The organism is Tsukamurella tyrosinosolvens (assembly GCF_900104775.1).
Taxonomy (GTDB): Bacteria; Actinomycetota; Actinomycetes; order Mycobacteriales; family Mycobacteriaceae; genus Tsukamurella; species Tsukamurella tyrosinosolvens.
The window spans coordinates 231,509-257,078 of the sequence record NZ_FNSA01000003.1 but is presented as its reverse complement, the minus strand read 5'-3'; the positions used below and the strand labels follow the sequence as shown (position 1 = coordinate 257,078).

Below are 25,570 nucleotides of genomic sequence, written 5' to 3'. Positions count from 1 at the left end.
TTGGAGGGCTAGGGTACCGCCCATGCGCCTGACCAACGTCGCCCACCTGCGCCTGCCGTTCGGCCGGCTGTACGGCTACGACGTCGCGGCGTCGGAGCCCGCCGCGGCGCTGCCGGTCTCCTTCGATCAGGCGCGGCACGTGGGCGGCGGGGACCGGCCGGGGTCGTGGATGGCGCTGTCCTTCCGGCTGCCCGACCCGGTGCCGCGCGAGCAGCTCGCCGCCGCCTGGCTCGCGGTGATCGCCCGGCACGGCACGCTGCGGACCGCGTTCCTCCCCGGACCCGCTGGGCCCACCCTGCACGAGATCTCGGTGCGGCCGGGGAACTGGGTGGAGCACGCGATCGGCCCGGGTCAGGCCGTCAACGACGCCCTTCGCGACGTGCTCGACGACGCCTGCTCCCCCTATCGCCGTCCCGCGCACCGGCTCTGCGTCCTGGAGACGGCCGCGGGCCCGACGGTGATCGTGGCCGCCGACCACTCGCACACCGACATGTGGTCGATGCTCGTGATCGCGCGCGACCTGCTCGCCGCGCTCGAGGACGTCCGCGCGGGGCGGGCACCGTCGACGGAGGTCGTCCCGCCGTTCGTCGACCACACCCGGGCCCTGGCGGACCGCCCCGCGGCACCCGAGGACGTGCGGCGCCGCTGGGCCGAGATCATCACCGCCAGTGGCAGAGTCATGCCTCTGTTCCCCCTGCCGCTGGGCACCCCCGAGGCGCACCGCGAGCGCGTGGAGGTCCGCGACGTCTTCGGCACCGACGAGGTCGCCGCGTTCGCCGCGGCCGCCCGGGAGGCGGGCGTGTCCACCCTGTCGGCGACGGTGGCGGCCCTGACCCGCGTGACCCTGGACCTCGCCGGCGCGCCGCTGCGCGCCGTGTTCCCCGTGCACAGCCGCTACGACGAGACGTGGCACGACTCGGTGGGCTGGTTCATCACCAACTCGGTGCTGGACTCCCCGTCCGCGGAACCGGCCGCGGCCGCCGAGGCCGTGAAGGAGGCGGTGCGGCTCGGCTCGTGGCCGCTCGCCGACGTCCTCGAGCAGTGGGGCGGGATGCCGGAGGCCCCCGGCATGTTCGCGATCTCGTGGCTGGACCTGCGCCGCCTGCCCGTCCGCGTGGACGCGACCCGGCTCGACGCGCAGTACGTCGGCGCGACCATCCGCACGGACGGGGTGATGCTCTGGTTCATCCTCGACGAGGCGGGGCTGCACCTGCGGTGCCGCTACCCCGACACCCTCGAGGCGCGCGCGAACGTCGGGGCCTGGCTCGACGGCGTGGTCCGCGAGTTGCAGGCCCGCGCCGCGGTCGGCGGAGTGCTCCGCGGCATCGGCGGCACCCCCTACCGGGTGGAGCGCGCGCGCCGCGACGACGTGCCCGCGATCGTCGCGCTGCTCGCCGACGACGAACTCGGCGCGACGCGCGAGGTGGGCGACGCCGCGGAGTACGACAGCGCCTTCGAGCTGGTGACCCGTGACCGCTCGCAGTACCTGGCCGTGATCCGGGACGACGCCGGCCGGATCGTGGGGACGATGCACCTCACCGTCATCCCGGGGCTGTCCCGCAGCGGGTCGACACGGCTGCAGATCGAGGGCGTCCGGGTGGCCCGCGGCCACCGGTCGCAGGGCCTGGGCACCGCGATGATCGAGTGGGCGCACCACCACGGCCGGACCCACGGCGCCGTGCTCTCCCAACTCACCACCGACGTCTCCCGCGACCGGGCGCGGGCCTTCTACACCCGGCTCGGGTACCGCTCCGAACACGTGGGCCTCAAGCGCACGCTGTAGTCCGCACACGGCAGTGATGACAGTTGCTGACATCAGGCGTATGGTCAGTGATGTCAGCAACTGACATCACATCGTTCAGGAGGTTCTCACCATGCGATTCTTCGTCACGGGCGCGTCCGGCTTCGTCGGCTCCGCAGTGGTCACTGAGTTGCTCGGCGCCGGCCACGAGGTCACCGGCCTCGTCCGGTCGGATCGCGGTGCCGACGCCGTCCGCGCGCTGGGCGCCGAGCCTGTCCGCGGCACGATCGAGGAGACCGCGGTGCTCCGCGCGGCCGCCGCGGACACGGACGGGGTCATCCATCTCGCGTTCAACCACGACTTCTCGCAGTTCGCCGAGTCGGCGCAGGTCGAGGTCGCGGCCATCGACGCGATGGGCGACGCGCTCGCCGGATCCGGGCGGCCCCTCGTCATCGCCTCCGGCCTCCTCGGGCTGACCAGCGGCCGCGACGCGCTGGAGACCGACCCGATGCCCCCGTCCCCGCGGACCGCCGGGTTCGCCGCCGCGCTCGCGCTCGCGGAGCGGGACGTCCGCTCGTCCGTCGTCCGGCTGGCACCGTCGGTGCACGACGACGTGCCCGCCGGTTTCGTCGGCCGCCTGGCCGCCATCGCGGGCGACGCCGGGCGTTCCGGGTACGTCGGCGACGGGGCGCAGCGCTGGCCCGCGGTGCACCGCCGCGACGCCGCGCGGCTGTTCCGCCTGGCCGCCGAGCGCGGAACCGCGGGATCCGTCTTCCACGCCGCCGGCGAGGCCGTCGCGGTGGCCGACATCGCCGCGGCCGTCGGGCGGCTCATGGGCGTCCCGACCGAGGTGGTCGAGCCCGGCGACGCCGAGGCCCGGTTCGGTTTCCTCGCACCGCTGCTCGCCCTGGACACCACGGCGTCGACGGAGCTGACCCGCGCCGCGCTGGGGTGGGCGCCCGACGGCGCGGGCCTCGTCGACGACATCGCGCGCTGGGATCCCGCGGCCGTTTCGTAGGCTCGACGCATGGCACGGTGGCAGCCGAACGCACAGGAGCGGCTCGAGGCGGCGGCGTTCGCGCTGTTCGCCGAGCAGGGCTACGAGGCCACCACCGTCGCGCAGATCGCCGAGCGCGCGGGGCTCACCGAGCGGACCTTCTTCCGGCACTACGCCGACAAGAAGGAGGTCCTGTTCTGGGGCCAGGGCCTCCTCGAGGAGATGCTCGCCGCACAGGCCGCCGAGGCGCAGCCGGAGGCCGCGCCGATCGACGTCGTCGCGGCCGCGTTCGGCACGATGGCGCGGATGATCGCCGGCCGCGGCGCCCTGCCGATCGAGCGCCAGCGCGTCATCGACGCGACGCCGGCGCTGCGCGAACGCGAACTGCACAAGATGGACTCCCTGGCGCGCGCCCTCGCGGCCGCGCTCGCCGTCCGCGGCGCCGCGCCGCGGACGGCCCGGGTCGCGGCGGGCGCGGGCGTCGCCGCCTTCACCGCGGCGTACGAGGAGTGGATCGCGGCGGAGGGCACCGTCGACCTGGAGGACGTGACCCGGCGCGCCTTCGCGGACCTGCGGGACGTCGCGAGCGGGCGGTGATCAGCTCGCGGTGCGCTTGCGCGCGGGCCGCTCGGGCTGCGCCTCCCGGTTCTTCACCGACGCCTTGAGCGCGGCGAGCAGGTCGGCGACCTCGTCGTCCTCGGCCTCCTCCTCGGGGGCCTCGGGGAACGCGGTGCCGCCGGTGGCCTTCGCCTCGATCAGCTGGCGCAGCTGCACCTGGTAGTCGTCCTCGTACTGCTCGGGGTCGAAGTCGGTCGCCATCGAGTCGATGAGTGAGGCGGCCATCGCGAGCTCCTGCGGGCGGATCTTCACGTCCTCGGTGAGCGCCGGGAACTCCGGCGTGCGCACCTCGTCGGGCCAGAGCAGGGTCTGCAGCACCATGACGTTGCCGACCACGCGCAGCGCGCACAGCCGCGTGCGGTTGCGCAGCGTGAACGTGCAGATCGCGAGCCGGTCGGTCTCCTGCAGCGCCTGCCGCAGCAGCACGTACGCCTTGGGCGACTTCGACGAGGGCTCCAGGAAGTAGGGCTTGTCGAACATGATCGGGTCGACGTCCTCGCGCGGCACGAACTCCGTCACCGCGATCTCCCGGTGCTTCTCCACCGGCATCGACTTGATGTCCTCCTTCGAGACGACCACCGTCTCGCCGCCGTCGGCCTCGTAGGCGTTCGCGATGTTCGCGAACTCCACCTCGTCGTCGGTGCCCTCGCGCACGCGCTTGTACCGGATGCGGACCCCGTCCTTCGAGTCCACCTGGTGCGACTTCGCGTCGTGGCTCTCGATCGCGGAGTACACCTTCACGGGCACGTTCACGAGCCCGAACGACAGCTCACCCGTCCATATCGCGCGCATGTGACCATTGTGACTGGTGAGGAGTCATTTAGCGAGGGCGCGAACGGGACGTTCCTCCCCGCTGCGGGCGCGGGGCCCGATAATGGGCCCGTGGCGCAGATCCGGGAGAACCGCGAGGTCGACGGCGTCGGTGTGCAGCTGACCAACCTCGACAAGGTGCTCTACCCCGCCACGGGTACCACGAAGGCCGAGGTCATCGACTACTTCCAGGCCATCGCCCCGTTCGCCCTCCCCCACCTGCGCGACCGGCCCCTCACCCGCAAGCGCTGGCCCAACGGCGTGGACAAGACCGCCTTCTTCGAGAAGCGGCTGCCGAGCCACGCGCCGGCGTGGATCCGCCGCGGCAGCCAGTTCCACTCCGACGGCGAGTCCCAGTACCCGGTCATCGAGAACGCCGCCGGCATGGTGTGGCTGGGCCAGCAGGCCGCGCTGGAGCTGCACGTCCCGCAGTGGGCGTTCGTGCCCGACGGTGCCGACCCCGACCGCCCGGAGGTCCCCGGACCGCCGAACCGCCTCGTGCTCGACCTCGATCCCGGCCCCGACGTCACCCTCGACGACTGCGCCGCGCTCGCCCTGCGCATCCGCGAGCTGCTCGCCGCGATGGACATGGAGGGCTACCCCGTGACCAGCGGCTCCAAGGGGCTGCACGTCTACGCGCCCCTGCCCGGCGGCATCTCGGCGAACGGCGCGCGCACGGTCGCGCACGCCATCGCCTCGCAGCTGGAGGTCGAATCGCCCGAGCTGGTCACCGCGTCGATGGCGAAGGTCCAGCGGGGCGGCCGCATCTTCGTCGACTGGTCGCAGAACAGCGCGTCCAAGACCACCGTCGCGCCGTACTCGCTGCGCGGACGGGACCATCCGTGGGTCGCCGCGCCGCGCACCTGGGACGAGCTCGCCCGCCCCGGCCTGCGCCAGCTCGAGTTCGGCGAGGTCCTCGCGCGCGCCCTGGCCGACGGCGACCTCCTCGCCGGGCTCTACGGTGCCGACGCCCGGCCGGACGGCGCCGAGGCACCGTCGGCGCCGCCGCCCGAGCCCGTCGACCTCGGCGAGTACCGCGCCAAGCGCGACGCGCGGAAGACGCCCGAGCCCTTCGGCGGCGCACCGTCGCAGGGCGATCCGATCTTCGTCATCCAGGAGCACCACGCGCGGCGCCTGCACTACGACTTCCGCCTGGAGCACGACGGGGTGCTCGCCTCCTGGGCCGTGCCGAAGAACCTCCCCGACGACCCCGACATCAACCACCTCGCCGTCCGCACCGAGGACCACCCGATGGACTACGCGGCCTTCGAGGGCAGCATCCCCCGGGGCGAGTACGGCGGCGGCGACGTGACCATCTGGGACCACGGCACCTACGAGCTGGAGAAGTGGCGCTCGAACGAGGTGATCGTGACGCTGCACGGGAATCGGCTGCAGGGCAAGCGGTACGCGCTGATCCGCACCGGCGACAAGAACTGGCTCGCGCACCTCACCAAGGACAAGTCCGCGCCCGCCAAGCCCGCCGCCGGCCTCGCGCCGGATCCCATGCTGCCCACCGAATCCGCGATCGACGGGCTCTCCGCCGCGGACTGGGCCTTCGAGGGCAAGTGGGACGGCTACCGCATGATCGCGACGGTGCGCGGCGGCACCGTCTCCCTGCGCACCCGCTCGGGCCGCACGGTGACCGGCGAGTTCCCCGAGTTCGAGTCCCTCGCCGCCGATCTCGACGGGATGGACGTGGTGCTCGACGGCGAGGCGGTGGTGCTCGACCCGAACGGCGTACCGTCGTTCCACCTGATGGCGGGCGGCGAGACCCGGTCCGGCGCGGTGCAGCTGTACCTCTTCGACGTGCTGTCGCTCAACGGCGTCGACCTGACGAAGCGCCCGTGGACGGTGCGCCGCCAGGTGCTGGAAGGCCTTGCGCCGCTGCTCGAACACGACACGGCGGTGAGCGTGCCGCCGCTCGTCGACGCGGCGACCGGAGCGGAGGCCGCGGCGCTCAGCGCGGAACTCGGCTGGGAGGGGATCATCGCGAAGCGCCGGGACTCGCCGTACCTGCCGGGGCAGCGGGTGCGCGCATGGCTCAAGCACAAGAACTGGCGCGACCTGCAGGTCGCGATCGGCGGCTGGAAGCCCGGCAAGGGCTCGCGCGGGGGCGGGATCGGCTCGGTGCTCGTGGGCCTGCCCGCCGAGACGGGGCTCGTCTACCTGGGGTCGGTGGGCTCCGGGTTCAGCGACCGCGACCTGGCCGCGCTGGCCGAAGAGCTGGAGCCGCTGCGGATGCGCCGCTCCCCGTTCACGGCGCCGATCGACGATCCCGAGGCCCGTGACGCCGTGTGGGTGCTCCCCAAGGTGATCGGCGACGTGCGCTACTCGTCGCTGCGCCGGGGCGGCCACCTGCGGCAACCGAGCTGGCGCGGCTTCCGGCGCGACCTGCTCCCCGGTGACCTGCCCTCCGCCGACGAGGCGCCGTGGGAGGGCCCCGAGGAATAGTTAGTGCACTATTGATTCGTGCACGACTAATCTGCTAGCGTCGAGGCATGACAGATCCCGATCCGCTCTCCCTGGAACGCCAGGTGTGCTTCGCGCTGGCCGTCGCCAACCGCGCGGTGCTGTCGGTGTACCGGCCGATCCTGGCGCCCATGGGCCTCACCCACCCCCAGTACCTCGTGATGCTGGCCCTGTGGGAGGAGTCGCCGCGGTCGGTGAAGGGGATCGCCGAGGCGCTGCAGCTGGATTCGCCCACGCTGAGCCCGCTGCTCAAGCGGCTCGAGGCACAGGGTCTCCTCACCCGCGGCCGCGCCGCCGACGACGAGCGCCGGATCGACGTCGAGCTCACCGCGGCCGGCCGGGACCTGCGCGAACAGGCCCTCGCCGTGCCGCCCGCCGTGATCGAGGCCCTGGGCGCGAGCCTCGACGAACTCGAGGACCTGCACCGCGTGCTCACCACCGTCAACGCCAAAGCGCTCGCCGCGGGCGCATTGAAGGAGTCCCGATGAACGCCGTCCACCGCCCCGATCCCCTGCATTACCTCGCCTGGGTCTACACCGGCTCGCTGCCGGAGCGGAACCGGGAATGGGTGCGCCGCACCCTGACCCGCCGCACCTGGGCGGCCCGGCACCTGATCCGCGGCCAGCTCGCGGTGCTCCCGGTGTACGCGCTGCTCATGCTGCTCCCCGGCCCGCTGGCGCTGCGCGGCGCCACGGTGCTGCTCGGCGCGCTGCTCGCCGTCTTCTACAACGCCGCCTACATGCGCCCCAATCGCGCCCGCCGGCTGGAGAAGAACGGCCTCGACCCCGAGCTGGAGAACCCCGCCGTGGCCGAGCGCCGCGACGCGACGCGCGCCGCCTACGAGGCCGCGTACGCCCCCACCCGCGCCTGACCCGCCGGCACCCGCGCCGGGCGGCACCGTCGTAGCCTGGGGACATGCCCGTCGTTCAGAGCGTGACCGTCCCCGGCGTCCGCGTCGGCCACTTCACCGACGCGGCCGCGCGCACCGGCTGCACCGTCGTGACCTTCCCCGACGGGACCGTCGGGTCCGGGGAGGTGCGCGGCGGCGCCCCCGCTTCCCGCGAGTTCGACCTGCTCTCCCCCGAGCGCTCCGTCGAGGAGATCCACGCCGCCGTGCTCACCGGGGGCTCCGCCTTCGGCCTCGCCAGCGCCGACGGGGTGATGCGCCGCCTCGAGGAGGAGGGCCGGGGCGTCGAGACCGTCGCCGGCCGCGTGCCCATCGTCCCCACCCTGGGCCTGTTCGACCTCATGGTCGGCGATCCGACGGTCCGCCCGACCGCCGAGAACGGCTACGCGGCAGCGGCTTCCGCGAGCGCCGACGCCGAGCTGCACGGCCTCATCGGCGCCGGCACCGGCGCCACCACGGGCAAGGCCCGCGGACTGGAGAACCTGCACGACGCCGGCCTCGCCTACGCCGAGGTCCGCGCGGGCGACATCGTCGTGGGCGCGCTGTGCGCCGTGAACGCCTTCGGCGAGATCCTCACCGGCGAGGCCGGGACCCCCGACTTCGGCGGCTACGAGCCCTTCGGCGGCAATCGGCAGAACACCACCATCGGCGTGGTGATCACCAACGCGAAGCTCACCAAGGTCGAGTGCCTGATCCTCGCGCAGGGCGCGCACGACGGCCTCGCCCGCGCTATCGACCCGCCGCACACGCGTTTCGACGGCGACGCCTTCATCTCCGCCGCGACCGGTGCCGTCGACGCGAAGGTCGACGTGGTGCGCGCGCTGGCGATCTCCGCCGTCACCGAGGCCATCCGCTCGCGCGCCTGACGCCCTACGCTGAGTCGATGACCGCCGCCCGACGCCCGCTGCGGGCCGCGGCGTGCGCGCTCGCCGTCGCGCTGCTCGGCGGGTGCGCGGTGATCCAGCGGGACGAGGTCGCCGCGCCCGAAGCGCCGCCGAGCACGTCGACCGTGGCGGTGACGACGCCCGTCGTGCAGCCCTACGACGTGGTGGCGCCGGACCTGAAGCCCGCGACGGCGCCGAAGCCCACGACCGGCGCCGGGATCACCACCTACGCCGACTCGTTCGGCGTCTACGCGAGCGTCTGCACGTTGGGCTTCCTGGCCCGCTACCCCGGCGGTGAGGTCGTGGCCTTCACCGCCGGGCACTGCGCCGAGCTGGCGGGGAAGGCGCGGCCGGGGCGCAGTCCCGTCGCCCGGTACCTCACGTCCGGCGGCGGCAGCACGCCGTTCGGTGAGTACATCAAGGCCACCCGCAGCACCCGCGGGCAGGACATCGCGATCATCCAGGTGGTGGGCGCCGACGTCGCGCCGATCGCGCGGTCGATCGGCCCCGTCCGCGGCGTCAGCAGCACCGAGGAGCTGCGCGCGGGGCGGCCCGAGATCTGCGTCGTCGGCGCCCGCACCGGCCGGCATTGCGGCGTGCTCGACGACGTCTCGGGCACCCGCGTCACCTGGGCCGGAATCCCCGCCGTCGAGGGGGACTCGGGCGGGCCCGTCTACGCCCGCTGGCCGGACGGGTCGTTCACCGCCGTCGGCGTGATCAACACGGTCCACACCCGCACCGACGGCACCGGGACCGGCGGCGGCACGGGCACGCTCATCGCCGCGGACATCGAGGCGAACGAGATGACGCTGCTGGGTGTCTCCTGAGCCGTGCGAGTCAGCGCGTGAGGCTGGTCCCGAAGACGCGCAGGGCGCGGTAGTCGACCCGGAACCGGGCGCGCGTGTGCAGTTCCCCCGCCTCGCCGTCGTGGGCCACGCGGAAGGGCTCGTCGGCCTCGAGGGTGACGACGGGGGCCTGCAACTCCCGGTAGACCTTGGAGTTGCGGATCCGGCCGCTGAGCCACGACCCGAACAGGCGGGCCGTGGCGTTGCCGTGCCCGTCCTCGAGGTACCGCACGTCGAGCACGCCGTCGTCGATCCGCGTGCGCCGCCCCGGCACGAAACCCGGTGCGCCGTACATGGAGTTGCCGAGGAAGAAGAAGGAGACGGTGACCGGCCGGCCCTCGATCCGCACCGCCACCGGGGCCGTGTGGCGGAGCACCCGGCGCAGCGCGCGCACCGTCGCCGTGACGCGGCCGATGCGCCGCCGCTGGTAGCGGGTGCGGGCGCGCACGAATTCCGGGTACGCACCGATGCTCGCCGTGTTGAGCAGCAGCTTCTCGTCGTTGAGCCACACCACGTCGACGTGCGCCAGTCGCCCGGCCCGGATCGACTCCACGACGGCGGCGACGGTCTCGGCGCCGATGTCCTTCGCGAAGTGGTTGAAGGTGCCCGCAGGGAAGACCGCGAGGGGCTTGCCCGCCGCGACGGCGTGCGCGGCGAGGGTCGCGACGGTGCCGTCGCCACCCGCGACGCCGAGATGTTCCGCCCGGCCGGCTGCCTCGGTGGCCACGGCCTCGATGTCGGAATCCTCGTCCAGCTCGATGATCTCGGCCTTCGGCAGGGCGCTGCGGATCTCCTCCGCGACGCGGGTGCCGGTGCCGTCGCCGGACGCGGGATTGAGCACGACGACGAGGCCGGCGCCGTCCGGATCCGTCGTGATCCGTTCGACGGTGGGCTCCGGCGTCATGGTGCGGCTGTCGTCGACGGGCGGCACGAGCCGGGCGCCCGCGACCGCGACGCCCGCGCCGACGGCGAACCCGGCCAGCACGTCGCCGGGGTAGTGCGCGCCCGTGGCGACCCGGGAGAAGCCCACCGCCCCGGCCAGTCCCGCGAGGGCGTACCCGGCGGTGCGGTTCTCCAGCCCCACCCCGATCGCGAAGGCCGCCGCGGCCGCGGAGTGTCCGGACGGGAAGGACGTCGACGTGGGCTGGCGGCGGGCCCGCTTGACCGGCACCCCGTCGTGGACGGGGCGGCGGCGCGGATAGATCCGCTTGAGCCCCTGGTTGACGATCAGGCTCGTCACCGCGAGCGAGGCCACGCCGCGGACGGCGCCCCGGCGCGACGACAGCCCGCCGAGGCCGCCGAGGCCCGCGGCGATCACCATCCACAGCTTCGAGTGGTCGGCGGCCGCCGACAGCGGCCGCATGGTGAGGTCGAGCAGCGGGCTGGGCGATTCGGCCACGGCGTCGAACAGCCGGCGATCGAGGTCGCTGAGGCCCTCGTGGAGCGTGCGGAGGGGGTGCGGCGCTGGGTGATCCGGCATGAGCGCCAACGTACTCGCGCTCCGGGGAGTCCGCGAGGAATCAGCGCAGGTGGACGGCGGCCGCGGCGTGGATCGCATCGGCGAGACGCTCCGTGGCCCGGGTGTGCAGCCGCCAGGACTGCCAGTACAGCTTCACGTCGACGGTGTCGTCCGTGAGCCGGATGAGCGCGCCGCGGTCGAGGGCGTCGCCGAGGTCGGCCTCGGGCAGGCTGCCCCAGCCCAGGCCGGCGCGGACGGCGTAGGTGAAGGCCTCGGACGACGGGATGCGGTGCATCGGCGGCGACTCCCGGATGCCGCGGCGGTGGAGCACCTTGGTCTGCAGCTCGTCCTTGCGCAGGTCGAACTGCACGACGGGCATCTCCCGCCAGCGCCAGCGCCCGCCGGCGCGCCATCGCTCCGCGTAGCCGGGCGTACACACCGGCACGTAGCGCATGGTGCCGAGGTACTCGACGGCGCAGCCCTGCACCGGTTCCGGGTCGGTGGTGATGGCCCCGAGGACCGAGCCCGCGCGCAGCAGGTCCGCGGTGTGGTGCTCGTCGTCGACGACGAGGCGCAGCAGCGGACCGTCGGGCAGGGCGGCGACGGCGGCGATCACGTCGCGGAACCAGGTGGCGAGGGAGTCCGCGTTCACGCCCACGTCGAGCACGGCCGACGGCGCCCCGCCCGCGAGCCGGCCCAGCGCATCGGCCTCGAGCGAGGCGACGCCGCGGGCGAGACCCAGCAGCTCCTCGCCCTGCGCGGTGGGGCGGCACGGGCCCTCGCGGGTGACGACCACGTGGCCCACCTGCTGTTCCAGCGCCCGGATCCGCTGGCTGACCGCCGACTGGGTGACGCGCAGGCGCGCCGCCGCCGCGCCGAAGCTCTCCTCCTCGACCACCGCGACGAGGGTCTCCAGGTGGTGCCCGCTCAGCATGAAGTGATTCTAATGGGTGATCGCCTTTTCGTATTGGCGCTAATGGACCGCGCGGCCCTAGCGTCGACGCCATGACCTCCGCACTCCTCGCCGGCCTCGGCCTCGGGCTCTCGCTGATCGTGGCGATCGGCGCCCAGAACGCCTACGTGCTGCAGGTGGGCGTGCGCGGCCGCGGGCTCGGCGCGGTGGTGGCGGTGTGCATCGCCTCGGACGTCGCGCTCATCCTCGCCGGCGTCGCGGGGCTCGGCGCCGCGGTCTCGGGCCGGCCGCTGCTCATGGAGGTGGTGAAGTGGGCCGGCGCCGTGGTGCTGGTGGGCTACGGCCTGCGGTCGCTGTGGTCGGCGCGTCGTTCCGAGGGGCTCGTCGCGGGCGGTGACGGCGCCGCCTCGGTCGCGGCTGTCGTGACCGGGGTGTTGGTGCTGACCTGGCTGAACCCGCACGTCTACCTGGACACCGTGCTGTTGCTCGGCTCCGCGTCCACGCGCTACGGCGCCGACCGCTGGTGGTTCGCCCTCGGCGCCGTCGTCGCCAGTGTCGCCTGGTTCTGCCTGCTCGGTTTCGGCGCCCGCCGCCTGTCCGGCGTGCTCGGCCGGCCGGGCGTGTGGCGGGCGATCAACCTCGCGATCGGGCTCCTGCTCCTCGTCCTCGCCGCGCGGCTGGCGACGATGCCCCTCGGCGGGTGAGTATGCGGTGGATTCTCACCGCTCAGCGGGCAATATCCACCGCACCCGCGGGCACGGGGAACCGCCGCCGGAGCCGGTGCGTCCAATGGATATGGGGACATCGACGGTGGCGAGGCTGGTCGCGGAGCATTTCGCGGACCACGACGGTGTCATCACGCGTGGCGCGGCGCTGAAGCTCGGGATGAGCTCATCCGCCGTAGCGAGGCGCGTCCGCGACAAACTGTGGATCCAGCTCAGCAGCGGCGTGTATCTCTCGGCGACGCACACCTTCACCGCGGAGGCGAGAATGCGGGCCGCCGTGGGAGCCACGGACGGCGCGGTCGACGGGCCGGCGGCGGCGTGGTGGCACGGGATCGTGGAGTCACCGCCGGACTCGGTGTCCGTCACAGTCCCGCGCCAGAACAAGCGGTCGCCCACCGTGCCGTACTCCTTGGAACTGCACCGGCGCGATCTCCTCCCTGCAGACCTGGAAGTGGTCCGCGGTCTCACCGTGACGACGGCGCCGCTGACCGCCCTGGAGGCGGCGTCGACGAACAGCGCCCACCTCGACCGCGCGCTGCAGGAGGGGATCGTCACGATCGACGGGCTCACCGCCGCGCTGACCCGCAACGCCGGCCGGCATGGGATGGCTGAGGCGCGGCGCCTGCTCGACGTCGTCGCCGGCGATACGGAGTCGGAAGCCGAGCGTCGATTCCAGTCGCTCCTCGAGTCGCATCACGTCACCGGGTGGTGCGCGCAGTTCCCGTTCGGCGTCTACGCGATCGACTTCGCCTTCCCCGAGCAGCGGGTCGCCGTGGAGATCGACGGATGGGCCTTTCACCGCACGGCCGACCGCGCCGCGAACGACGCCGGGAAGCAGAACCGGTTGACTCTCGCCGGGTGGCGGGTGTTGCGCTTCGGGTGGCACCGCCTCGACGGCGACGGCGAGGCCGTGATCACGGATGTCCTGACCGCGGTGAACGCCGCCGCCGCGTGAGCGCGCTCGCGGGCGGCAGCAGTGCGGTGGATAGTGCCCGCTGAGCGGCAAGAATCCACCGCAGGAGCAAGCGCGTACGTTGGAATGCATGGCAGCTGTCACGATCATCGGTGGACACGGCAAGATCGCGCTCATCCTGGCGCGCGTCCTCAGCTCCCGGGGCGACGCGGTCACCTCGTGGATACGGAACCCGGAGCACGCGGCGGACGTCGCCGCGACCGGGGCGAAACCCCTGGTCCTGGACGTCGAGCACGCGTCGCGCGAGGAGATCGCGGCCGCGCTCGCGGGCGCCGACGCGGTGGTCTTCTCCGCGGGCGCGGGCGGCGGGAACCCCGACCGCACCTACGCCGTGGACCGCGACGCGGCGATCCGTTCCGTGCAGGCCGCGGAGGCGGCCGGGGTGAAGCGCTACGTCATGGTCTCGTACCTCGGCGCCGCCCCCGACCACGGCGTCCCGGAGACGGACGCCTTCTTCCCCTACGCGGAGGCGAAGGCCGCCGCCGACGTCGCGGTGCGCGCCTCCGATCTGGACTGGACCGTGCTCATGCCGGGCCGCCTCACTCTCGACGAGCCCACGGGGCGGGTGGATCCCGTGGCCGTGCGGGCCGCGGACAACCCCGGCACGTCGCGCGCGAACGTCGCGCTGGTGGCCGCTTCGGTGCTCGACCGGCCGGACACCGTGGGGAAGGACCTGCCGTTCACCGACGGCGACGTCCGCATCGAGGAGGCCTGGACGTAGAGACGACTCGGGCCCGGCACCGTCGTTCGACGGTGCCGGGCCCGAGTGCTGTTCGCGTCAGCGCATCGCGGAGAGGATGTCCTGCACGCGGTCCTTGGCGTCGCCGAAGAGCATCGCCGAGTTGTCACGGAAGAACAGCGGGTTCTGCACGCCGGCGTAGCCGGCGGCCATCGACCGCTTGAACACGATCACGTTCTCGGCCTCCCACACCGTGAGCACCGGCATGCCCGCAATGGGGCTGCTCGGGTCCTCGGACGCGGCCGGGTTGACGGTGTCGTTGGCACCGATCACCAGGACCACGTCGGTCTCGGGGAAGTCGTCGTTGATCTCGTCCATCTCGAGCACGATGTCGTACGGCACCTTCGCCTCGGCGAGGAGCACGTTCATGTGCCCGGGCAGGCGGCCGGCAACGGGGTGGATGCCGAAGCGGACCTCGACGCCCTTCTTGCGCAGCTCGCTGGTCAGCTCGGCGACGCCGTACTGGGCCTGCGCCACGGCCATGCCGTAGCCCGGGGTGATGACCACGGACTTGGCGCCGGTGAGGAGCTCGGCGACCTGCTCGGCGTTGACCTCGCGGTGCTCGCCGTAGTCCTTGTCGTCGGCCGGGCCGGCCTCGATGCCGAAACCACCCGCGATGACGGAGATGAACGAGCGGTTCATCGCCTTGCACATGATGTAGCTCAGGTACGCACCCGAGGAGCCGACGAGCGCACCGGTGACGATGAGCAGGTCGTTGCTCAGCAGGAAGCCCGACGCGGCCGCGGCCCAACCGGAGTAGCTGTTGAGCATCGAGATGACGACGGGCATGTCGCCGCCGCCGATGGACGCGACCAGGTGCCAGCCCAGGAACAGGGCGAGCGCGGTGATGACGCCCAGCAGGATCATCGAGGTGTTGTCGCCGTGCGTGTCCCGCGAGACGTAGACCGCGGTGAGCACGATGAAGACGACGATCGAGCCGACGTTGATGTAGTTCTTGCCGGGCAGCATGAGCGGCGCCGACTTCATCTTGCCGGAGAGCTTGCGGTTGGCGACGATCGAGCCGGTCAGGGTGACCGCACCGATGAAGATGCCGATCGCGATCTCGGCCTCGTGAATGTTGGTGAGCGCGCGGACGTCGGCCGGGTTCACGCCGTCGGCGTGGAAGCCCTCGAGCGCGCCGTTCCAGCCGATGAGCACGGCCGCCAGGCCCACGAAGGAGTGGAGCAGGGCGATCAGCTCGGGCATGCCGGTCATCTCGACGATGCGCGCGCGCCAGAAGCCGATGAGCGCGCCGATGACGATGGCGCCGGCCATGAGCAGGACGGGCAGCCAGGTCAGGTCCAGCTCGGGCTTGAGGACCTTGTCGATGACCAGCGCGATGGTCGCCACCAGGGCGATGCCCATGCCGACGATGCCGTAGGTCAGGCCGCTCTTGGAGGTCTCGTGCTTGGACAGCCCGGCCAGCGAGAGGATGAACAGCAGCGAGGCGACGATGTACGCCGCAACGGAGATTGCAGTGATACTCATGGGTTACTCATGCCCCCTTGCTGAACATGGCGAGCATGCGGCGGGTGACCGCGAAGCCACCGAAGATGTTGATCGACGCGACCAGGATCGCGATCGTCGACAGCACCAGGACGGTCGTGGTGTTGGTGGCGATCTGCAGGAGAGCGCCCACCACGACGACGCCGGAAATGGCGTTGGTGACCGACATCAGCGGCGTGTGCAGCGCGTGCGCCACGTTGCCGATGACGTAGTAGCCGATGACGATCGCCAGCATGAGCACGGTGAAGTGCTGCGGCAGCGGGTTCGGCGAGAAGCTGATCAGCAGGCCGAAGAGGACGACGCCCACCAGGGTGAGCGAGACCTTCTTGGACGCCGACATCGGCTCCTTGACGGGCGCGGCCTCGACCTCGGCGGCGGGCGCGGCCTTCGGCGCGGCCGAGACCTGCACCGGCGGCGGCGGGAACAGCAGCTCGCCCGCGCGGGTCACGGTGATCGACCGCTGGACCGGGTCCTCGAAGTCGAGCACGAGCTGCCCGTCCTTCTCGGGGGTCACCAGCTTGAGCAGGTTGACGAGGTTCGTGCCGTACAGCTGCGAGGCCTGCGCGGGCAGACGCCCGGCGAGGTCGGTGTAGCCGATGATGGTGACGCCGTTGGGCGTGACGATCGCCTGGTCCTTGACGGTGCCGCCGACGTTGCCGCCGTTGGACGCCGCCATGTCGACGATGACGCTGCCGGGCTTCATCGACGCGACCATCTCCTCGGTGATGATCCGCGGCGCGGGGCGCCCGGGGATCAGAGCCGTGGTGATGATGATGTCGACGTCCTTGCACTGCTCGGCGTACAGCTGCGCCTCGCGGGCCTTGTAGTCGTCGCCCATCTCCTTGGCGTAGCCGGTGGCCGAGACCTCGGCCTCCTCGTTCTGCACGGAGAGGTACTCGCCGCCGAGCGACGCGACCTGGTCGGCCACCTCGGGGCGGGGGTCGGTGGCGCGCACGATGGCGCCGAGCGAGCCGGCGGCACCGATCGCGGCGAGTCCGGCGACGCCGGCGCCCACCACGAGCACCTTGGCCGGCGGGACCTTGCCGGCGGCCGTGACCTGGCCGGTGAAGAACCGGCCGAAGACGTGCGCGGCCTCGACGACGGCGCGGTAGCCGGCGATGTTCGCCATCGAGGACAGCACGTCCATCGACTGGGCGCGCGAGATGCGCGGCACCGACTCCATGGCGAACGCGGTCAGCTCGCGGCCGCGGAGGTCCTCGAGCAGCTCGGGGTTCTGCGCGGGCGCCAGGAGACCGGCGATGGTCGTGCCCGGCCGCATGCCGTCGAGCTGCGCGCTCGACGGGGCGTTGACGCCCAGCACGATGTCGGCGGCGCGAGCGTCACCGATCGACGCGCCTGCCTCCACGTAGGCCTCGTCCGCGAACGAGGACGCCGCACCGGCGCCCGAGTCCACGACCACCTCGTAGCCCAGCTTGATCAGCTGGGCCACCGTGGCGGGGGTTGCGGCGACGCGGGTCTCGCCCGGCTGCGCCTCTTTCAAAGCTCCGATGATCATGCGCAGCACTCCCACTGCCGACCCGCGGACGGGGTCATGGTCGGTCCACCGACGTTCATTGATTCGTTCCTGTCGTCCCTACCGGGCCGCGCGGGTGCACGCCCGGAAGTTCCGGCACCGAGGAGACTCCATGCGTGTACGACCCCGCCGCGGTGTGAACGGAGGCGAATTTACGCGGAAGGCCCGGGGTCGCCGGGCATCGCGAGGGCACGCTGGTCGCCTGATGCACAGAACAGTGGGCTGACCATAGCACGGCATAACTTACCGCTCGGTAGCCTCGTGAGCCGCATCACTCCACGGGATTCCGCCCGAGATCAGAGGCCTGCCGGGCGCTCCTCGCCGGGCAGATCGACGCTCATGTAGCGGTCGATCAGCGTGGCGAACGTGCGCAGTTCCTCGGGCGACCAATCGGCCGTCCGGGCCTCGATCCGGCGGCGCCATTCGCGGTCCGTCTCGGCCAGCACGCGCTCGGCCTTCTCGGTCAGCCGCAGCTGCCGGGAGCGGGGGTTGCCCGGGTCCACGTCGCGGGTGATGAGGCCCCGTCGTTCCAGACCCGCGAGCTGCCGGCTGGCGGTGGACTTGTCGATGGAGACGGCCTCCGCGAGGTCGACGGCGCGGATGCCCGGGGACTCGTGCAGGACGAACAGCAGCGTGAAGTCGACGTAGGAGACCTCCGCGCCCACGAACCGCGCGTCGCTGCGGATCCGCTTGGCCAGCCCGACGATGCCCCGGACGATGAGGTCGACCTCGTCGTGGGGCGCCGCCGGGCCGTCGGACATCAGTAGCCCCGGTCGGCGTCGATGACGGCGAGCGGCTCCATGTCGTTGGCGAAGCGGCGGACGTTGACCTCGACGCGGGCGAGCAGCGCGGGGCGCAGGTGCTGCGGTGGGTTCGCGACGTGCGGGGTGATGATCGCGTTGGGAATCGACCACAGCGGGTGGCCGTCGGGCAGCGGCTCGGGGTCGGTCACGTCGAGGCCGACACCGCCGATCGTCCCCTTCTTCAGCGCCGCGACCAGCGCGTCCGTGTCGATGAGCGAGCCGCGCGCGACGTTGATGATCCAGGAGTGCGGCTTGAGCTGCGCGAGGACCTTCGCGTTCACCAGGGCGCGGGTCTCCGCGGTCGACGGGGCCGCCAGGATCACGTGGTCGACGGCGGGCCACACCTCGTCGAGGCGGTCGGCGGTCACCACGACGGCGTCGGAGACGTCGGTGCCCGAGCGGTTCACGGCGACCACCTTGACGCCGAGGCCGCGCAGCGCGGGGATGAGGTCGCGGCCGATGCCGCCCGCGCCGACGATCGCCACCGTCGTGCCGCCGAGGCGGCCCGTGCGGGCGGCGGCGCCCGCGGCGTCCCAGGAGGTCTCGCGCCGCCAGAGGCCGCGCACGCCGGCGAGGAGCAGCGCGATGGCCTGTTCGGCGACGGTGCCGGAGTAGGCGCCGGCGGCGGAGGTGAAGACGACCTTCGGGTTGTCCGCGATGACGCCGCTGTCGAGGAAGCCCTCGACGCCGGCGAAGGGCAGCTGCACCCAGCGCACGCTCGGGGGCAGCGCGGGCAGGGTCGCGCGGGAATCGGTCCAGACCAGGCCGTCGGCCCGGGCCAGCGGGCCGGGTTCGCCGCCGCCCGCGGTGATCGCGGCGTCGAAATCGGGATCGGGCTTCGGCCCCACGGCGATGACGGGCGCGTCGTCGAATGACATGTCGCAAAGCCTAATGAGCCCGCGTCGGCGCCGTGGCCCAGCCGCGCCGATTCGATCTGTGAAAACTGAGACTTGTGTTACCTAGTGAGTCTCAAGTTAAGATTGAGACTATGTCGACGTCCTTCCTCCACCCCGCGCAGCCGCGTCTCGCCGCGCTCCGGCGTCGCCTCGAGGCGACCCCGGTGGGCCGGCGGCTCGACGAGGTGCGGCCGACCACCACGTGGAAGGTGGTCAGCTCCGTGATCTACTCCGGCCTCATCGCCGCGCTCGTGATGGGCGCCGCGGTGCTGCTCCTCGGCGTCAAGCCGTCGAGTCCCGAGGTCGCGCCGGTGAGCTCCGTCGAGGTCGGCGACTGCGTCACCGTCTCGGGCGGCAACGCCACCCGCACCGGGTGCGACGGCGACGGCTTCAGCTTCGCCGTCGCCGAGAAGGCCGCCGCCAAGACCGCGTGCAGCCAGCCGAGCTACGCCCGCGTCGAGTCCGCGGGCTCGGTCCTGTGCGTCGTTCCCAAGCTCACGCTGGGCAACTGCTACCAGGTCAAGCCCGATACGGCGGCGACCACGGACATCCGCCCGGTCGATTGCCCGTCCGCGACGGGCAGCGCACCGTCGAACGTGATCCGGGTGATCCAGCGCGCGGCGGGCGCCCCGCTGACCTGCCGCGGCTCGTCGGCGCTGAACTACGCCGCGCCGCAGCGCGTGAGCTACTGCATCGCGCCGGTCACCTAGACCGGAACACAAAAGGAGGGCGGCCGGGGATTCCGGCCGCCCTCCTTCGTGCGCCTGGTACCTCTCAGGCGTCGAGCTGCTCAGGCATCAAGGTCTTGCGCGACGAGGGCCGCGATCGCGTCGACGGTGCCCTGATCGGCGGATTCGACGGTGACCTCCACGCCCTGCTCGGCGCCGAGGGTCATGATCATCAGCGCCGAGCCGGCGTCCACGGGCTCGCCGCCGGCGACGGACAGAGTGACCTCGTGACCCGACTCGTTGACGGCGTTCGCGATCACGGCGGCGGGGCGGGCGTGCAGGCCGACGGCCGATCCGACGGCGACGGTGGTGCTGGGCATGTCTCTCCTCGTGGGGTGTGTTCGTCTGCGCGCCGCCGGTCGGCCGCGCGAGTGGTCAGGACCAGTATTACGCGGCGACGGCCGCGGGCTGGGCGGATTCGGCGGCGGAAGCGTCCTGGCGGCCGACGGACTTGGCCGCGACGACCGCCACCGCGCTCACCACGACGCCGGCGGCGAGGGCGATGAGGAACTTCCACCAGGTGCCGTTCATGGCGAACAGCACGAAGACGCCGCCGTGCGGGGCGCGCAACTGAGCACCGAGCGCCATGGACAGGCCGCCCGTGACGGCGCCGCCGAGCATCATCGACGGGATCACCCGCAGCGGGTCGGCCGCGGCGAACGGGATGGCGCCCTCGGAGATGAACGACGCACCGAGGAACCAGGCCGCCTTGCCGTTCTCCCGCTCGGGTTCGGTGAACAGGCCCGGGCGCAGGACGGTGGAGGCGAGGGCGAGCGCCAGGGGCGGCACCATGCCCGCGGCCATGACGGCGGCCATCATCTCCCACTGCGGCACGCCGGCGGTGCTGAGCCCGATCCCGGCGACGCCGAAGGCGTACGCGGCCTTGTTCACCGGCCCGCCCAGGTCGAAGCACATCATGAGGCCGAGGACCACGCCGAGCGCGATCTTGCTGCTGCCGCTCATCCCGTTGAGGGCGTCGGTCATCGACTCGTTCACCCAGCGCAGCGGCCCGGCGAGGACCATGTACATCAGGCCACCCGTGATGAGCGTGGCGAACAGCGGGATGATCACCACCGGCATGAGGCCGCGGGCCCACTGCGGCAGCTGCAGCTTGCCGATCCACAGCGCGACGACGCCCGCGAGCAGGCCGCCGACGACGCCGCCGATGAAGCCGGCGTTGACCGTCACCGCGAGCACGCCGGCGACGAATCCCGGTGCAAGCCCGGGCCGGTCGGCGATGGCGTAGGCGATGTAGCCCGCGAGCACCGCGACCATGAGGCTCATCGCCGCCTGGCCCGTCGCGAAGCTGACCGAGCCGAGGTACTGCAGTAGCCCGCCCGGAGGCAGGTTCCAGAGCGAGTTGTGCAGCGCGAAGTAGGCACCGTCGGACGTGCCCTCGGACACCGTGCTGTTCCCGATCTCGTACCCGCCCAAAAGGAAACCGAGCGCGATGAGCAGGCCGCCCGCCGCGACGAACGGGATCATGTAGCTGACGCCGGTGAGCAGCGCGCGCTTGAGCTGACCGCCCAGCCCCTGCTGTGCGGGTGCGGATTCGGCGCTCGCGGCGGCGTCCCCGTCGACGGTGGCGGCGTGCGGGTCGCTCGCCGCCGCGACGGCCTCGGCGATCATCGCGTCCGGCTCGTTGATGCCGCGCTTGACGCCCGACGTGATCACGGGCTTGCCGGCGAAGCGCTCGCGGCCCTTGACGCCCACGTCGGTGGCGAAGAGGACGGCGCCCGCGTCGGCGATGGTCTGCGCCGACAGCGGCGTGGAGCCGGAGGAGCCCTGCGTCTCGACGGTCAGCTCGACGCCCGCGCGCTCGGCGGCCAGCTTCAGGGCATCGGCGGCCATGTAGGTGTGCGCGATCCCCGTGGGGCACGCCGTGATCGCCACCAGCGAGGGCTTGCCCGACGGTGCCGGCTCCGCGGCCGGGGCCGGGGCGGCAGCCGCAGCGGCGGCGGGAGCGGCGGCGGGAGCGGCGGGCTTGGGTTCCGCCGGCTTCGGGGCGATGACCTCCTCGACGAGGGCGACCACCTCCTCCGGCGTGGCGGCGGCGCGGAGCGCGGCGGTGAACTCGGGTCGCACCAGCGCACGGGCCAGCGCGCTGAGCAGCTTCATGTGCTGCGAGCCGCCGGATTCCGGTGCGGCGATGAGGAAGACGAGGTCCGCACCGCCGTCGGGGGCGCCGAAGTCGACCTTCGGGTCGAGTCGCGCGAAGCCGAGGCTCGCGGCGGTGACGGCCGCGGCGCGGCAGTGCGGGATCGCGATGCCGCCCGGGAGGCCGGTGGCCGACTGGGCCTCGCGGGCGAGCGCCGCCTCGACGAGCCCGTCGACGGAGGAGGAACGGCCGGCGTCGGTGATGCGGCCGGCGAGGTAGGCGATCACCTCGGACTTGTCGGTGCCGGCCGAGACGTCGAGCGCGACCAGCTCGGGCGCGATGATCGATTCGGTCATGGGGGTGTTCTCCGGTTCTGCTGATGGATCGTCGGGAGCTACAGAGCGATGACCCGCACGTCGGCGACGGCGAGTTCCTCCGGTCGGGGCGCCTGGGTGCCCGGCAGTGCTGCGGCCGCGGCGCCGTACGCGACCGCGAGGGAAAGACGCCGCGGCGGCGTGGCGCCGCGCGCGTGGGCGATGAGGTAGCCGGCGAGGGAGCTGTCGCCGGCGCCGACGGTGCTGCGCACCGTGATCGGGGGCGGTGTCGCGGCCCAGGCGCCCTCGGCGGTGACGAGGAGCGCGCCCGCCGCGCCGAGCGTCGCGAGCACGGCACCGCCGGTGCGGCGCTGCAGTTCGCCCGCCGCGTCCCGGACGGGCGCGAGATCGCCCGCCGCCGCGCGGTTCTCGAACTCGGCGCCGGCCTCGGCGCCGCGGCCCACGAGCTCGGCCAGCTCCTCGGCGTTGGGCTTGAGCAGCGCGACGCCGCGCACCGCGGACGCCGCGAGCGCCGCGCCGGAGGTGTCGACGGCGATGCGCGGGCCGTCCGGCTGCCCGCTGAGGCGCTCGGCGAGACGGGCGTACCAGTCGTCCGGAAGACCGGGCGGCAGCGAGCCGCACAGGGCGAGCCAGGCGGCACCGTCGGCGGAGGTGACGATCGCGTCCTCGAGCGCCCGCACCGCCTCCGGCGCGAGCGGCGCCCCGGGCGCGTTGAGCTTGGTGGTGGTGCCGTCGGGTTCCGTGACGGTGATGTTGCTGCGCACCTCGTGGCCGACGGCGACCGGGATCGCCGGGACGCCGAGGCGCGAGAGCCCGACGAGCAGCGGATCCCCCTGATCGGCGGGGAGCAGGGCGACGGTGCCCTCCCCCGCGGCGTGCACCACGCGGGAGACGTTGACGCCCTTGCCCCCGGGATCGGCGGCGGCGCCCGCGGCGCGGTGCACGGCGCCTCGCTGCAGCGGCCCGCCGAGGACGACGAGCCGGTCGAGGCTGGGGTTGGCGGTGACGGTCACGATCATCGGGTGGCGACCTCGACGTTCACGCCGTGGTCGGCGAGCGCCGCCGCGAGCGGGCCGGTGGGTGCGGCATCGGTGACCAGCACGTCGATCGCGTCCAGTGCGGCGAAGGCGACGAGGCTCTCCCGCGCGAACTTGGACGAGTCGGCGACGAGGACCACGAAGTCGGCGGCGCGGACCATCGCGGTCTTCACCGCGGCCTCGTCGGCGTCGGGCGTGGAGAGGCCCCGCTCAGCACTGAGCCCGTTGGCGCCGAGGATGGCGACATCGGTCCGCAGTCCCGCGATCTCGGCGACGGTGCCGGCGCCGACCGCCGCCTGCGTGAGCCCGCGGACGCGGCCGCCGAGGAGCCGCAGCTCGACGGCCTCGCGGGTGGACAGGGTGGCCGCCACGGGCACGGAGTTGGTGATCGCGGTGATGTGCAGGTTCCCCGGGACCTCGCGGGCGGCGGCGATGGTGGAGGTGCCCGCGTCGAAGAGGACGGAGCCGCCCGCCGGCGGCAGGAAGCGGCGGGCGGCGGCGCCGATCGCGCGCTTGGCCTCGGCGTTGGTGCCCTCGCGCTCCCCCAGGCCCGATTCGGCGCCGGCGAGGACGCCCGCGGCGACGACGCCGCCGTGCACGCGGCGGACGCCGCCGAGGCGCTCGAGGGCGTCGAGGTCGCGGCGCACCGTCTCCGGGGTGACGTCGAACCGTTCGGCCAGCTCCATGACCGACGCGCGGCCGCGCCCACCGACCAGTTCACTGATCGCGCGCTGTCGTTCCTCCGCGTACATGACCCCTCCGAGTTCGTGGGTTTCTGTGGTTATGGATTTGATTTTTCTGTTTTTACGCCTGTTTGTGTTGACAAGTCAAGAGGATTTCGTAATCTGTGTCACATGACTTCGCAGCAGTCGACCGCGCCCGGCCTCGCCACCCTCACCGGCACCCCCGTGGTGCCCGGGGTCGCCTACGCCCCCGTCATGTGGCCCGGCGCGCGCCCCGAGGTGCCGCCGCCCGTCGACCTGCCCGAGGACGACCGCGACGCCGAGGCCGCCCGCTTCTCCTCCGCGGCGCAGGCCGTGGCCGACCGGCTGCGGACCCGCGCCGCGCAGGCACAGGGCGCCGCGGCGGAGGTCCTCGGCGCGAACGCCGGCCTCGCCTCCGACAAGGCCTGGATCGGCACCACGGAGAAGCTGATCCGGGCCGGCACCCCCGCCGCCAACGCCGTGGCCGCCGCGACCGACCAGTTCGCGGACATGTTCACCAAGCTCGGCGGCCTCATGGCCGAGCGCGTCACCGACCTGCGCGACGTACGCGATCGTGTCGTCGCCGAGCTGCTCGGCGGGCCGGAGCCCGGCGTCCCGGTGCCGGACGCACCGTCGATCCTGCTGGCCGACGACCTCGCCCCGGCCGACACCGCCGGCCTCGACCCCGCGCTCATCGTGGGGATCGGCACCCGGCTCGGCGGCCCGACCAGCCACACCGCGATCATCGCCCGCCAGCTCGGCATCCCCTGCATCGTCGGGCTCGCGGGCGCGGGCACCGTCGACGCCGGCACGCCCGTGCTGCTCGACGGCGGCGCGGGCACCGTCACCGTCGACCCGGAGGAGAGCGAGGCCCGGATGCGCGTCGCGGAGTCGGCCCGGGAGGCCGCCGAGGTCGCGCGGTGGCGCGGGCCCGGGCACACGTCGGACGGGGCCGCCGTCGCGGTCCTGGCGAACGTGCAGGACGGGGCCACGGCGCGCAGCGCCGCCGAGCGGCAGGTCGAGGGCGTGGGCCTGTTCCGGACCGAGCTCGCCTTCCTCGACCGCGCCGACGAGCCGTCGGTCGAGGAGCAGGCCGCGCTGTACCGCGAGGTGATCGACGCCTTCCCCGGGCAGAAGGTCGTGATCCGCACGCTGGACGCGGGCTCCGACAAGCCGCTGAAGTTCGTCGATCACGGCGAGGAGGAGAACCCCGCGCTGGGGGTGCGCGGCATCCGCATCGCGGAGGGCGACCCCGGGCTGCTGGACCGGCAGCTGGACGCGATCGCCGCCGCGGCCGAGGGTGCCACCGCGCAGCCGTGGGTGATGGCGCCGATGATCGCCACCGCCGCGGAGGCCCGGGACTTCGCCGCGAAGTGCCGCGCGCGCGGGCTGACCGCGGGCGTCATGGTGGAGGTCCCCGCCGTCGCGCTGTGCGCCGACGCCGTGCTGGCCGAGGTGGACTTCGCCTCCCTGGGCACCAACGACCTCACGCAGTACGCCATGGCCGCGGACCGGATGAGCACCGAGCTCGCCGCGCTCACCGACCCGTGGCAGCCCGCGGTGCTGCGGCTGATCCAGCTGACGGCCCGAGCGGGCATCGACGCGGACAAGCCCGTGGGCGTGTGCGGCGAGGCCGCGGCCGACCCGCTGCTCGCCTGCGTGCTCGTCGGGCTCGGGGTGACCTCGCTGTCGTGTGCGGCCGGCGCCGCCGCGGCCGTGGGCGCCCGGGTCGGCTCCGTGACGCTGCAGCAGTGCCGGTGGGCCGCCGAGGCCGCCGTCGCCGCGCCGGACCCGCAGGCCGCGCGGGAGGCGGCGCGCGCCGCATTGTCCTGAAACCTGTCGGTCCCCG

At 73.1% G+C, this 25,570-nt stretch carries 24 protein-coding genes; 13 read left to right on the top strand and 11 right to left on the bottom strand.

The genetic code is table 11. From position 1 onward, the window contains the following. The first annotated feature begins 22 nt into the window (after positions 1 to 22). The 3 genes from BLW32_RS02700 to BLW32_RS02690 all read left to right on the top strand — a co-directional run bounded on the left by BLW32_RS02700 (position 23) and on the right by BLW32_RS02690 (position 3,335). Positions 23 to 1,783, top strand: a complete 1,761-nt coding sequence (locus BLW32_RS02700; protein ID WP_068740580.1) for a GNAT family N-acetyltransferase — start codon at positions 23 to 25, stop codon at positions 1,781 to 1,783. Between the two features lie 91 nt (positions 1,784 to 1,874). Continuing rightward, positions 1,875 to 2,759, top strand: coding sequence for an SDR family oxidoreductase (locus tag BLW32_RS02695; RefSeq protein ID WP_068740579.1), 885 nt, complete (start codon positions 1,875 to 1,877; stop codon positions 2,757 to 2,759). A 9-nt stretch (positions 2,760 to 2,768) separates the two neighbouring features. Continuing rightward, on the top strand, positions 2,769 to 3,335 hold the full coding sequence (locus tag BLW32_RS02690; protein WP_068740578.1) for a TetR/AcrR family transcriptional regulator: 567 nt from the start codon (positions 2,769 to 2,771) through the stop codon (positions 3,333 to 3,335). Here BLW32_RS02690 and ku read toward each other — a convergent pair whose 3' ends face one another. After that, positions 3,336 to 4,148, bottom strand: a complete 813-nt coding sequence (ku, locus tag BLW32_RS02685) for a non-homologous end joining protein Ku (RefSeq protein WP_068740577.1) — start codon at positions 4,146 to 4,148, stop codon at positions 3,336 to 3,338. It lies immediately after the preceding gene. Positions 4,149 to 4,238: 90 nt separating this feature from the next. Between ku and BLW32_RS02680 the strand changes: the two genes are divergently transcribed. Genes BLW32_RS02680 through BLW32_RS02660 form a run of 5 tightly spaced genes read left to right on the top strand, consistent with a single transcriptional unit; the run spans position 4,239 to position 9,253 of the window. Next, positions 4,239 to 6,617, top strand: coding sequence for an ATP-dependent DNA ligase (locus BLW32_RS02680; RefSeq protein WP_082791259.1), 2,379 nt, complete (start codon positions 4,239 to 4,241; stop codon positions 6,615 to 6,617). A 47-nt stretch (positions 6,618 to 6,664) separates the two neighbouring features. After that, complete coding sequence (locus tag BLW32_RS02675; RefSeq protein ID WP_068523408.1) at positions 6,665 to 7,123, top strand: MarR family winged helix-turn-helix transcriptional regulator; 459 nt, start codon at positions 6,665 to 6,667, stop codon at positions 7,121 to 7,123. Beyond that, positions 7,120 to 7,506: a DUF5313 family protein gene (locus BLW32_RS02670; RefSeq protein ID WP_068523407.1), complete on the top strand. Its 387-nt coding sequence runs from the start codon at positions 7,120 to 7,122 to the stop codon at positions 7,504 to 7,506. The genes BLW32_RS02675 and BLW32_RS02670 overlap by 4 nt, the downstream gene beginning before the upstream one ends. Before the next feature lie 44 nt (positions 7,507 to 7,550). Further along, positions 7,551 to 8,408 carry a P1 family peptidase gene (locus tag BLW32_RS02665; RefSeq protein ID WP_068740576.1) on the top strand — a complete coding sequence of 286 codons (858 nt, stop codon included), beginning with the start codon at positions 7,551 to 7,553 and terminating at the stop codon, positions 8,406 to 8,408. Positions 8,409 to 8,425: 17 nt separating this feature from the next. After that, a complete protein-coding gene (locus BLW32_RS02660; protein WP_068740575.1) occupies positions 8,426 to 9,253 on the top strand; it encodes a chymotrypsin family serine protease in 828 nt (275 codons plus the stop codon). 10 nt (positions 9,254 to 9,263) lie between these two features. Here BLW32_RS02660 and BLW32_RS02655 read toward each other — a convergent pair whose 3' ends face one another. Both BLW32_RS02655 and BLW32_RS02650 read right to left on the bottom strand, forming a co-directional pair. Next, positions 9,264 to 10,751 carry a bifunctional phosphatase PAP2/diacylglycerol kinase family protein gene (locus tag BLW32_RS02655; protein WP_068740574.1) on the bottom strand — a complete coding sequence of 496 codons (1,488 nt, stop codon included), beginning with the start codon at positions 10,749 to 10,751 and terminating at the stop codon, positions 9,264 to 9,266. A 40-nt stretch (positions 10,752 to 10,791) separates the two neighbouring features. Next, positions 10,792 to 11,664 (bottom strand): LysR family transcriptional regulator ArgP, encoded by an 873-nt coding sequence (locus tag BLW32_RS02650; RefSeq protein WP_068740573.1) that lies wholly within the window; start codon positions 11,662 to 11,664, stop codon positions 10,792 to 10,794. A 71-nt stretch (positions 11,665 to 11,735) separates the two neighbouring features. On the opposite strand from BLW32_RS02650, the gene BLW32_RS02645 reads away from it, so the two are divergent. The 3 genes from BLW32_RS02645 to BLW32_RS02635 all read left to right on the top strand — a co-directional run bounded on the left by BLW32_RS02645 (position 11,736) and on the right by BLW32_RS02635 (position 14,062). Continuing rightward, positions 11,736 to 12,347: a LysE/ArgO family amino acid transporter gene (locus tag BLW32_RS02645; protein WP_068523402.1), complete on the top strand. Its 612-nt coding sequence runs from the start codon at positions 11,736 to 11,738 to the stop codon at positions 12,345 to 12,347. Positions 12,348 to 12,453: 106 nt separating this feature from the next. Then, a complete protein-coding gene (locus BLW32_RS02640) occupies positions 12,454 to 13,323 on the top strand; it encodes a DUF559 domain-containing protein (RefSeq protein ID WP_068740572.1) in 870 nt (289 codons plus the stop codon). Positions 13,324 to 13,411: 88 nt separating this feature from the next. Continuing rightward, entirely contained in the window at positions 13,412 to 14,062 is a 651-nt protein-coding gene (locus tag BLW32_RS02635; protein ID WP_068740571.1) for an NAD(P)H-binding protein, read from the top strand. A gap of 57 nt (positions 14,063 to 14,119) precedes the next feature. Here BLW32_RS02635 and pntB read toward each other — a convergent pair whose 3' ends face one another. The 4 genes from pntB to BLW32_RS02615 form a co-directional block, all read right to left on the bottom strand. Beyond that, positions 14,120 to 15,568 carry a Re/Si-specific NAD(P)(+) transhydrogenase subunit beta gene (pntB, locus tag BLW32_RS02630; protein ID WP_068523399.1) on the bottom strand — a complete coding sequence of 483 codons (1,449 nt, stop codon included), beginning with the start codon at positions 15,566 to 15,568 and terminating at the stop codon, positions 14,120 to 14,122. Between the two features lie 7 nt (positions 15,569 to 15,575). Then, entirely contained in the window at positions 15,576 to 17,102 is a 1,527-nt protein-coding gene (locus tag BLW32_RS02625) for a Re/Si-specific NAD(P)(+) transhydrogenase subunit alpha (RefSeq protein WP_068524670.1), read from the bottom strand. Between the two features lie 314 nt (positions 17,103 to 17,416). Next, the gene (locus BLW32_RS02620; protein WP_068523398.1) at positions 17,417 to 17,881 is read right to left on the bottom strand and encodes a MarR family winged helix-turn-helix transcriptional regulator; all 465 of its coding nucleotides are present in this window, start codon (positions 17,879 to 17,881) and stop codon (positions 17,417 to 17,419) included. Beyond that, positions 17,881 to 18,801 carry a D-isomer specific 2-hydroxyacid dehydrogenase family protein gene (locus BLW32_RS02615; protein WP_068523397.1) on the bottom strand — a complete coding sequence of 307 codons (921 nt, stop codon included), beginning with the start codon at positions 18,799 to 18,801 and terminating at the stop codon, positions 17,881 to 17,883. Before BLW32_RS02615 ends, BLW32_RS02620 begins: the two co-directional genes overlap by 1 nt. A 110-nt stretch (positions 18,802 to 18,911) precedes the next feature. Here BLW32_RS02615 and BLW32_RS02610 point away from each other — a divergent pair, with 110 nt between their 5' ends. Further along, positions 18,912 to 19,529, top strand: coding sequence for a hypothetical protein (locus BLW32_RS02610; RefSeq protein ID WP_068523396.1), 618 nt, complete (start codon positions 18,912 to 18,914; stop codon positions 19,527 to 19,529). 80 nt (positions 19,530 to 19,609) lie between these two features. Here BLW32_RS02610 and BLW32_RS02605 read toward each other — a convergent pair whose 3' ends face one another. The 4 genes from BLW32_RS02605 to BLW32_RS02590 form a co-directional block, all read right to left on the bottom strand. Continuing rightward, positions 19,610 to 19,867, bottom strand: coding sequence for an HPr family phosphocarrier protein (locus BLW32_RS02605; protein ID WP_068523395.1), 258 nt, complete (start codon positions 19,865 to 19,867; stop codon positions 19,610 to 19,612). A 67-nt stretch (positions 19,868 to 19,934) separates the two neighbouring features. Next, positions 19,935 to 22,001, bottom strand: coding sequence for a PTS fructose transporter subunit IIABC (locus tag BLW32_RS02600; protein ID WP_068740570.1), 2,067 nt, complete (start codon positions 21,999 to 22,001; stop codon positions 19,935 to 19,937). 38 nt (positions 22,002 to 22,039) lie between these two features. Then, positions 22,040 to 22,999, bottom strand: coding sequence for a 1-phosphofructokinase family hexose kinase (locus BLW32_RS02595; protein ID WP_068740569.1), 960 nt, complete (start codon positions 22,997 to 22,999; stop codon positions 22,040 to 22,042). Further along, entirely contained in the window at positions 22,996 to 23,769 is a 774-nt protein-coding gene (locus BLW32_RS02590; RefSeq protein WP_068740568.1) for a DeoR/GlpR family DNA-binding transcription regulator, read from the bottom strand. The genes BLW32_RS02595 and BLW32_RS02590 overlap by 4 nt, the downstream gene beginning before the upstream one ends. Positions 23,770 to 23,871: 102 nt before the next feature. On the opposite strand from BLW32_RS02590, the gene ptsP reads away from it, so the two are divergent. Beyond that, on the top strand, positions 23,872 to 25,554 hold the full coding sequence (gene ptsP / locus BLW32_RS02585; RefSeq protein ID WP_068740567.1) for a phosphoenolpyruvate--protein phosphotransferase: 1,683 nt from the start codon (positions 23,872 to 23,874) through the stop codon (positions 25,552 to 25,554). The last annotated feature ends 16 nt before the right edge of the window (positions 25,555 to 25,570 follow it).

What these genes read in the sequence shown, in the direction of transcription:
- BLW32_RS02700 (WP_068740580.1), top strand. Translation starts at nt 23, where the DNA reads ATGCGCCTGACCAACGTCGCCCACCTGCGCCTGCCGTTCGGCCGGCTG.
- BLW32_RS02695 (WP_068740579.1), top strand. Translation starts at nt 1,875, where the DNA reads ATGCGATTCTTCGTCACGGGCGCGTCCGGCTTCGTCGGCTCCGCAGTG.
- BLW32_RS02690 (WP_068740578.1), top strand. Translation starts at nt 2,769, where the DNA reads ATGGCACGGTGGCAGCCGAACGCACAGGAGCGGCTCGAGGCGGCGGCG.
- ku (WP_068740577.1), bottom strand. Translation starts at nt 4,148, where the DNA reads ATGCGCGCGATATGGACGGGTGAGCTGTCGTTCGGGCTCGTGAACGTG.
- BLW32_RS02675 (WP_068523408.1), top strand. Translation starts at nt 6,665, where the DNA reads ATGACAGATCCCGATCCGCTCTCCCTGGAACGCCAGGTGTGCTTCGCG.
- BLW32_RS02670 (WP_068523407.1), top strand. Translation starts at nt 7,120, where the DNA reads ATGAACGCCGTCCACCGCCCCGATCCCCTGCATTACCTCGCCTGGGTC.
- BLW32_RS02665 (WP_068740576.1), top strand. Translation starts at nt 7,551, where the DNA reads ATGCCCGTCGTTCAGAGCGTGACCGTCCCCGGCGTCCGCGTCGGCCAC.
- BLW32_RS02660 (WP_068740575.1), top strand. Translation starts at nt 8,426, where the DNA reads ATGACCGCCGCCCGACGCCCGCTGCGGGCCGCGGCGTGCGCGCTCGCC.
- BLW32_RS02655 (WP_068740574.1), bottom strand. Translation starts at nt 10,751, where the DNA reads ATGCCGGATCACCCAGCGCCGCACCCCCTCCGCACGCTCCACGAGGGC.
- BLW32_RS02650 (WP_068740573.1), bottom strand. Translation starts at nt 11,664, where the DNA reads ATGCTGAGCGGGCACCACCTGGAGACCCTCGTCGCGGTGGTCGAGGAG.
- BLW32_RS02645 (WP_068523402.1), top strand. Translation starts at nt 11,736, where the DNA reads ATGACCTCCGCACTCCTCGCCGGCCTCGGCCTCGGGCTCTCGCTGATC.
- BLW32_RS02635 (WP_068740571.1), top strand. Translation starts at nt 13,412, where the DNA reads ATGGCAGCTGTCACGATCATCGGTGGACACGGCAAGATCGCGCTCATC.
- pntB (WP_068523399.1), bottom strand. Translation starts at nt 15,568, where the DNA reads ATGAGTATCACTGCAATCTCCGTTGCGGCGTACATCGTCGCCTCGCTG.
- BLW32_RS02625 (WP_068524670.1), bottom strand. Translation starts at nt 17,102, where the DNA reads ATGATCATCGGAGCTTTGAAAGAGGCGCAGCCGGGCGAGACCCGCGTC.
- BLW32_RS02620 (WP_068523398.1), bottom strand. Translation starts at nt 17,881, where the DNA reads ATGTCCGACGGCCCGGCGGCGCCCCACGACGAGGTCGACCTCATCGTC.
- BLW32_RS02615 (WP_068523397.1), bottom strand. Translation starts at nt 18,801, where the DNA reads ATGTCATTCGACGACGCGCCCGTCATCGCCGTGGGGCCGAAGCCCGAT.
- BLW32_RS02610 (WP_068523396.1), top strand. Translation starts at nt 18,912, where the DNA reads ATGTCGACGTCCTTCCTCCACCCCGCGCAGCCGCGTCTCGCCGCGCTC.
- BLW32_RS02605 (WP_068523395.1), bottom strand. Translation starts at nt 19,867, where the DNA reads ATGCCCAGCACCACCGTCGCCGTCGGATCGGCCGTCGGCCTGCACGCC.
- BLW32_RS02600 (WP_068740570.1), bottom strand. Translation starts at nt 22,001, where the DNA reads ATGACCGAATCGATCATCGCGCCCGAGCTGGTCGCGCTCGACGTCTCG.
- BLW32_RS02595 (WP_068740569.1), bottom strand. Translation starts at nt 22,999, where the DNA reads ATGATCGTGACCGTCACCGCCAACCCCAGCCTCGACCGGCTCGTCGTC.
- BLW32_RS02590 (WP_068740568.1), bottom strand. Translation starts at nt 23,769, where the DNA reads ATGTACGCGGAGGAACGACAGCGCGCGATCAGTGAACTGGTCGGTGGG.
- ptsP (WP_068740567.1), top strand. Translation starts at nt 23,872, where the DNA reads ATGACTTCGCAGCAGTCGACCGCGCCCGGCCTCGCCACCCTCACCGGC.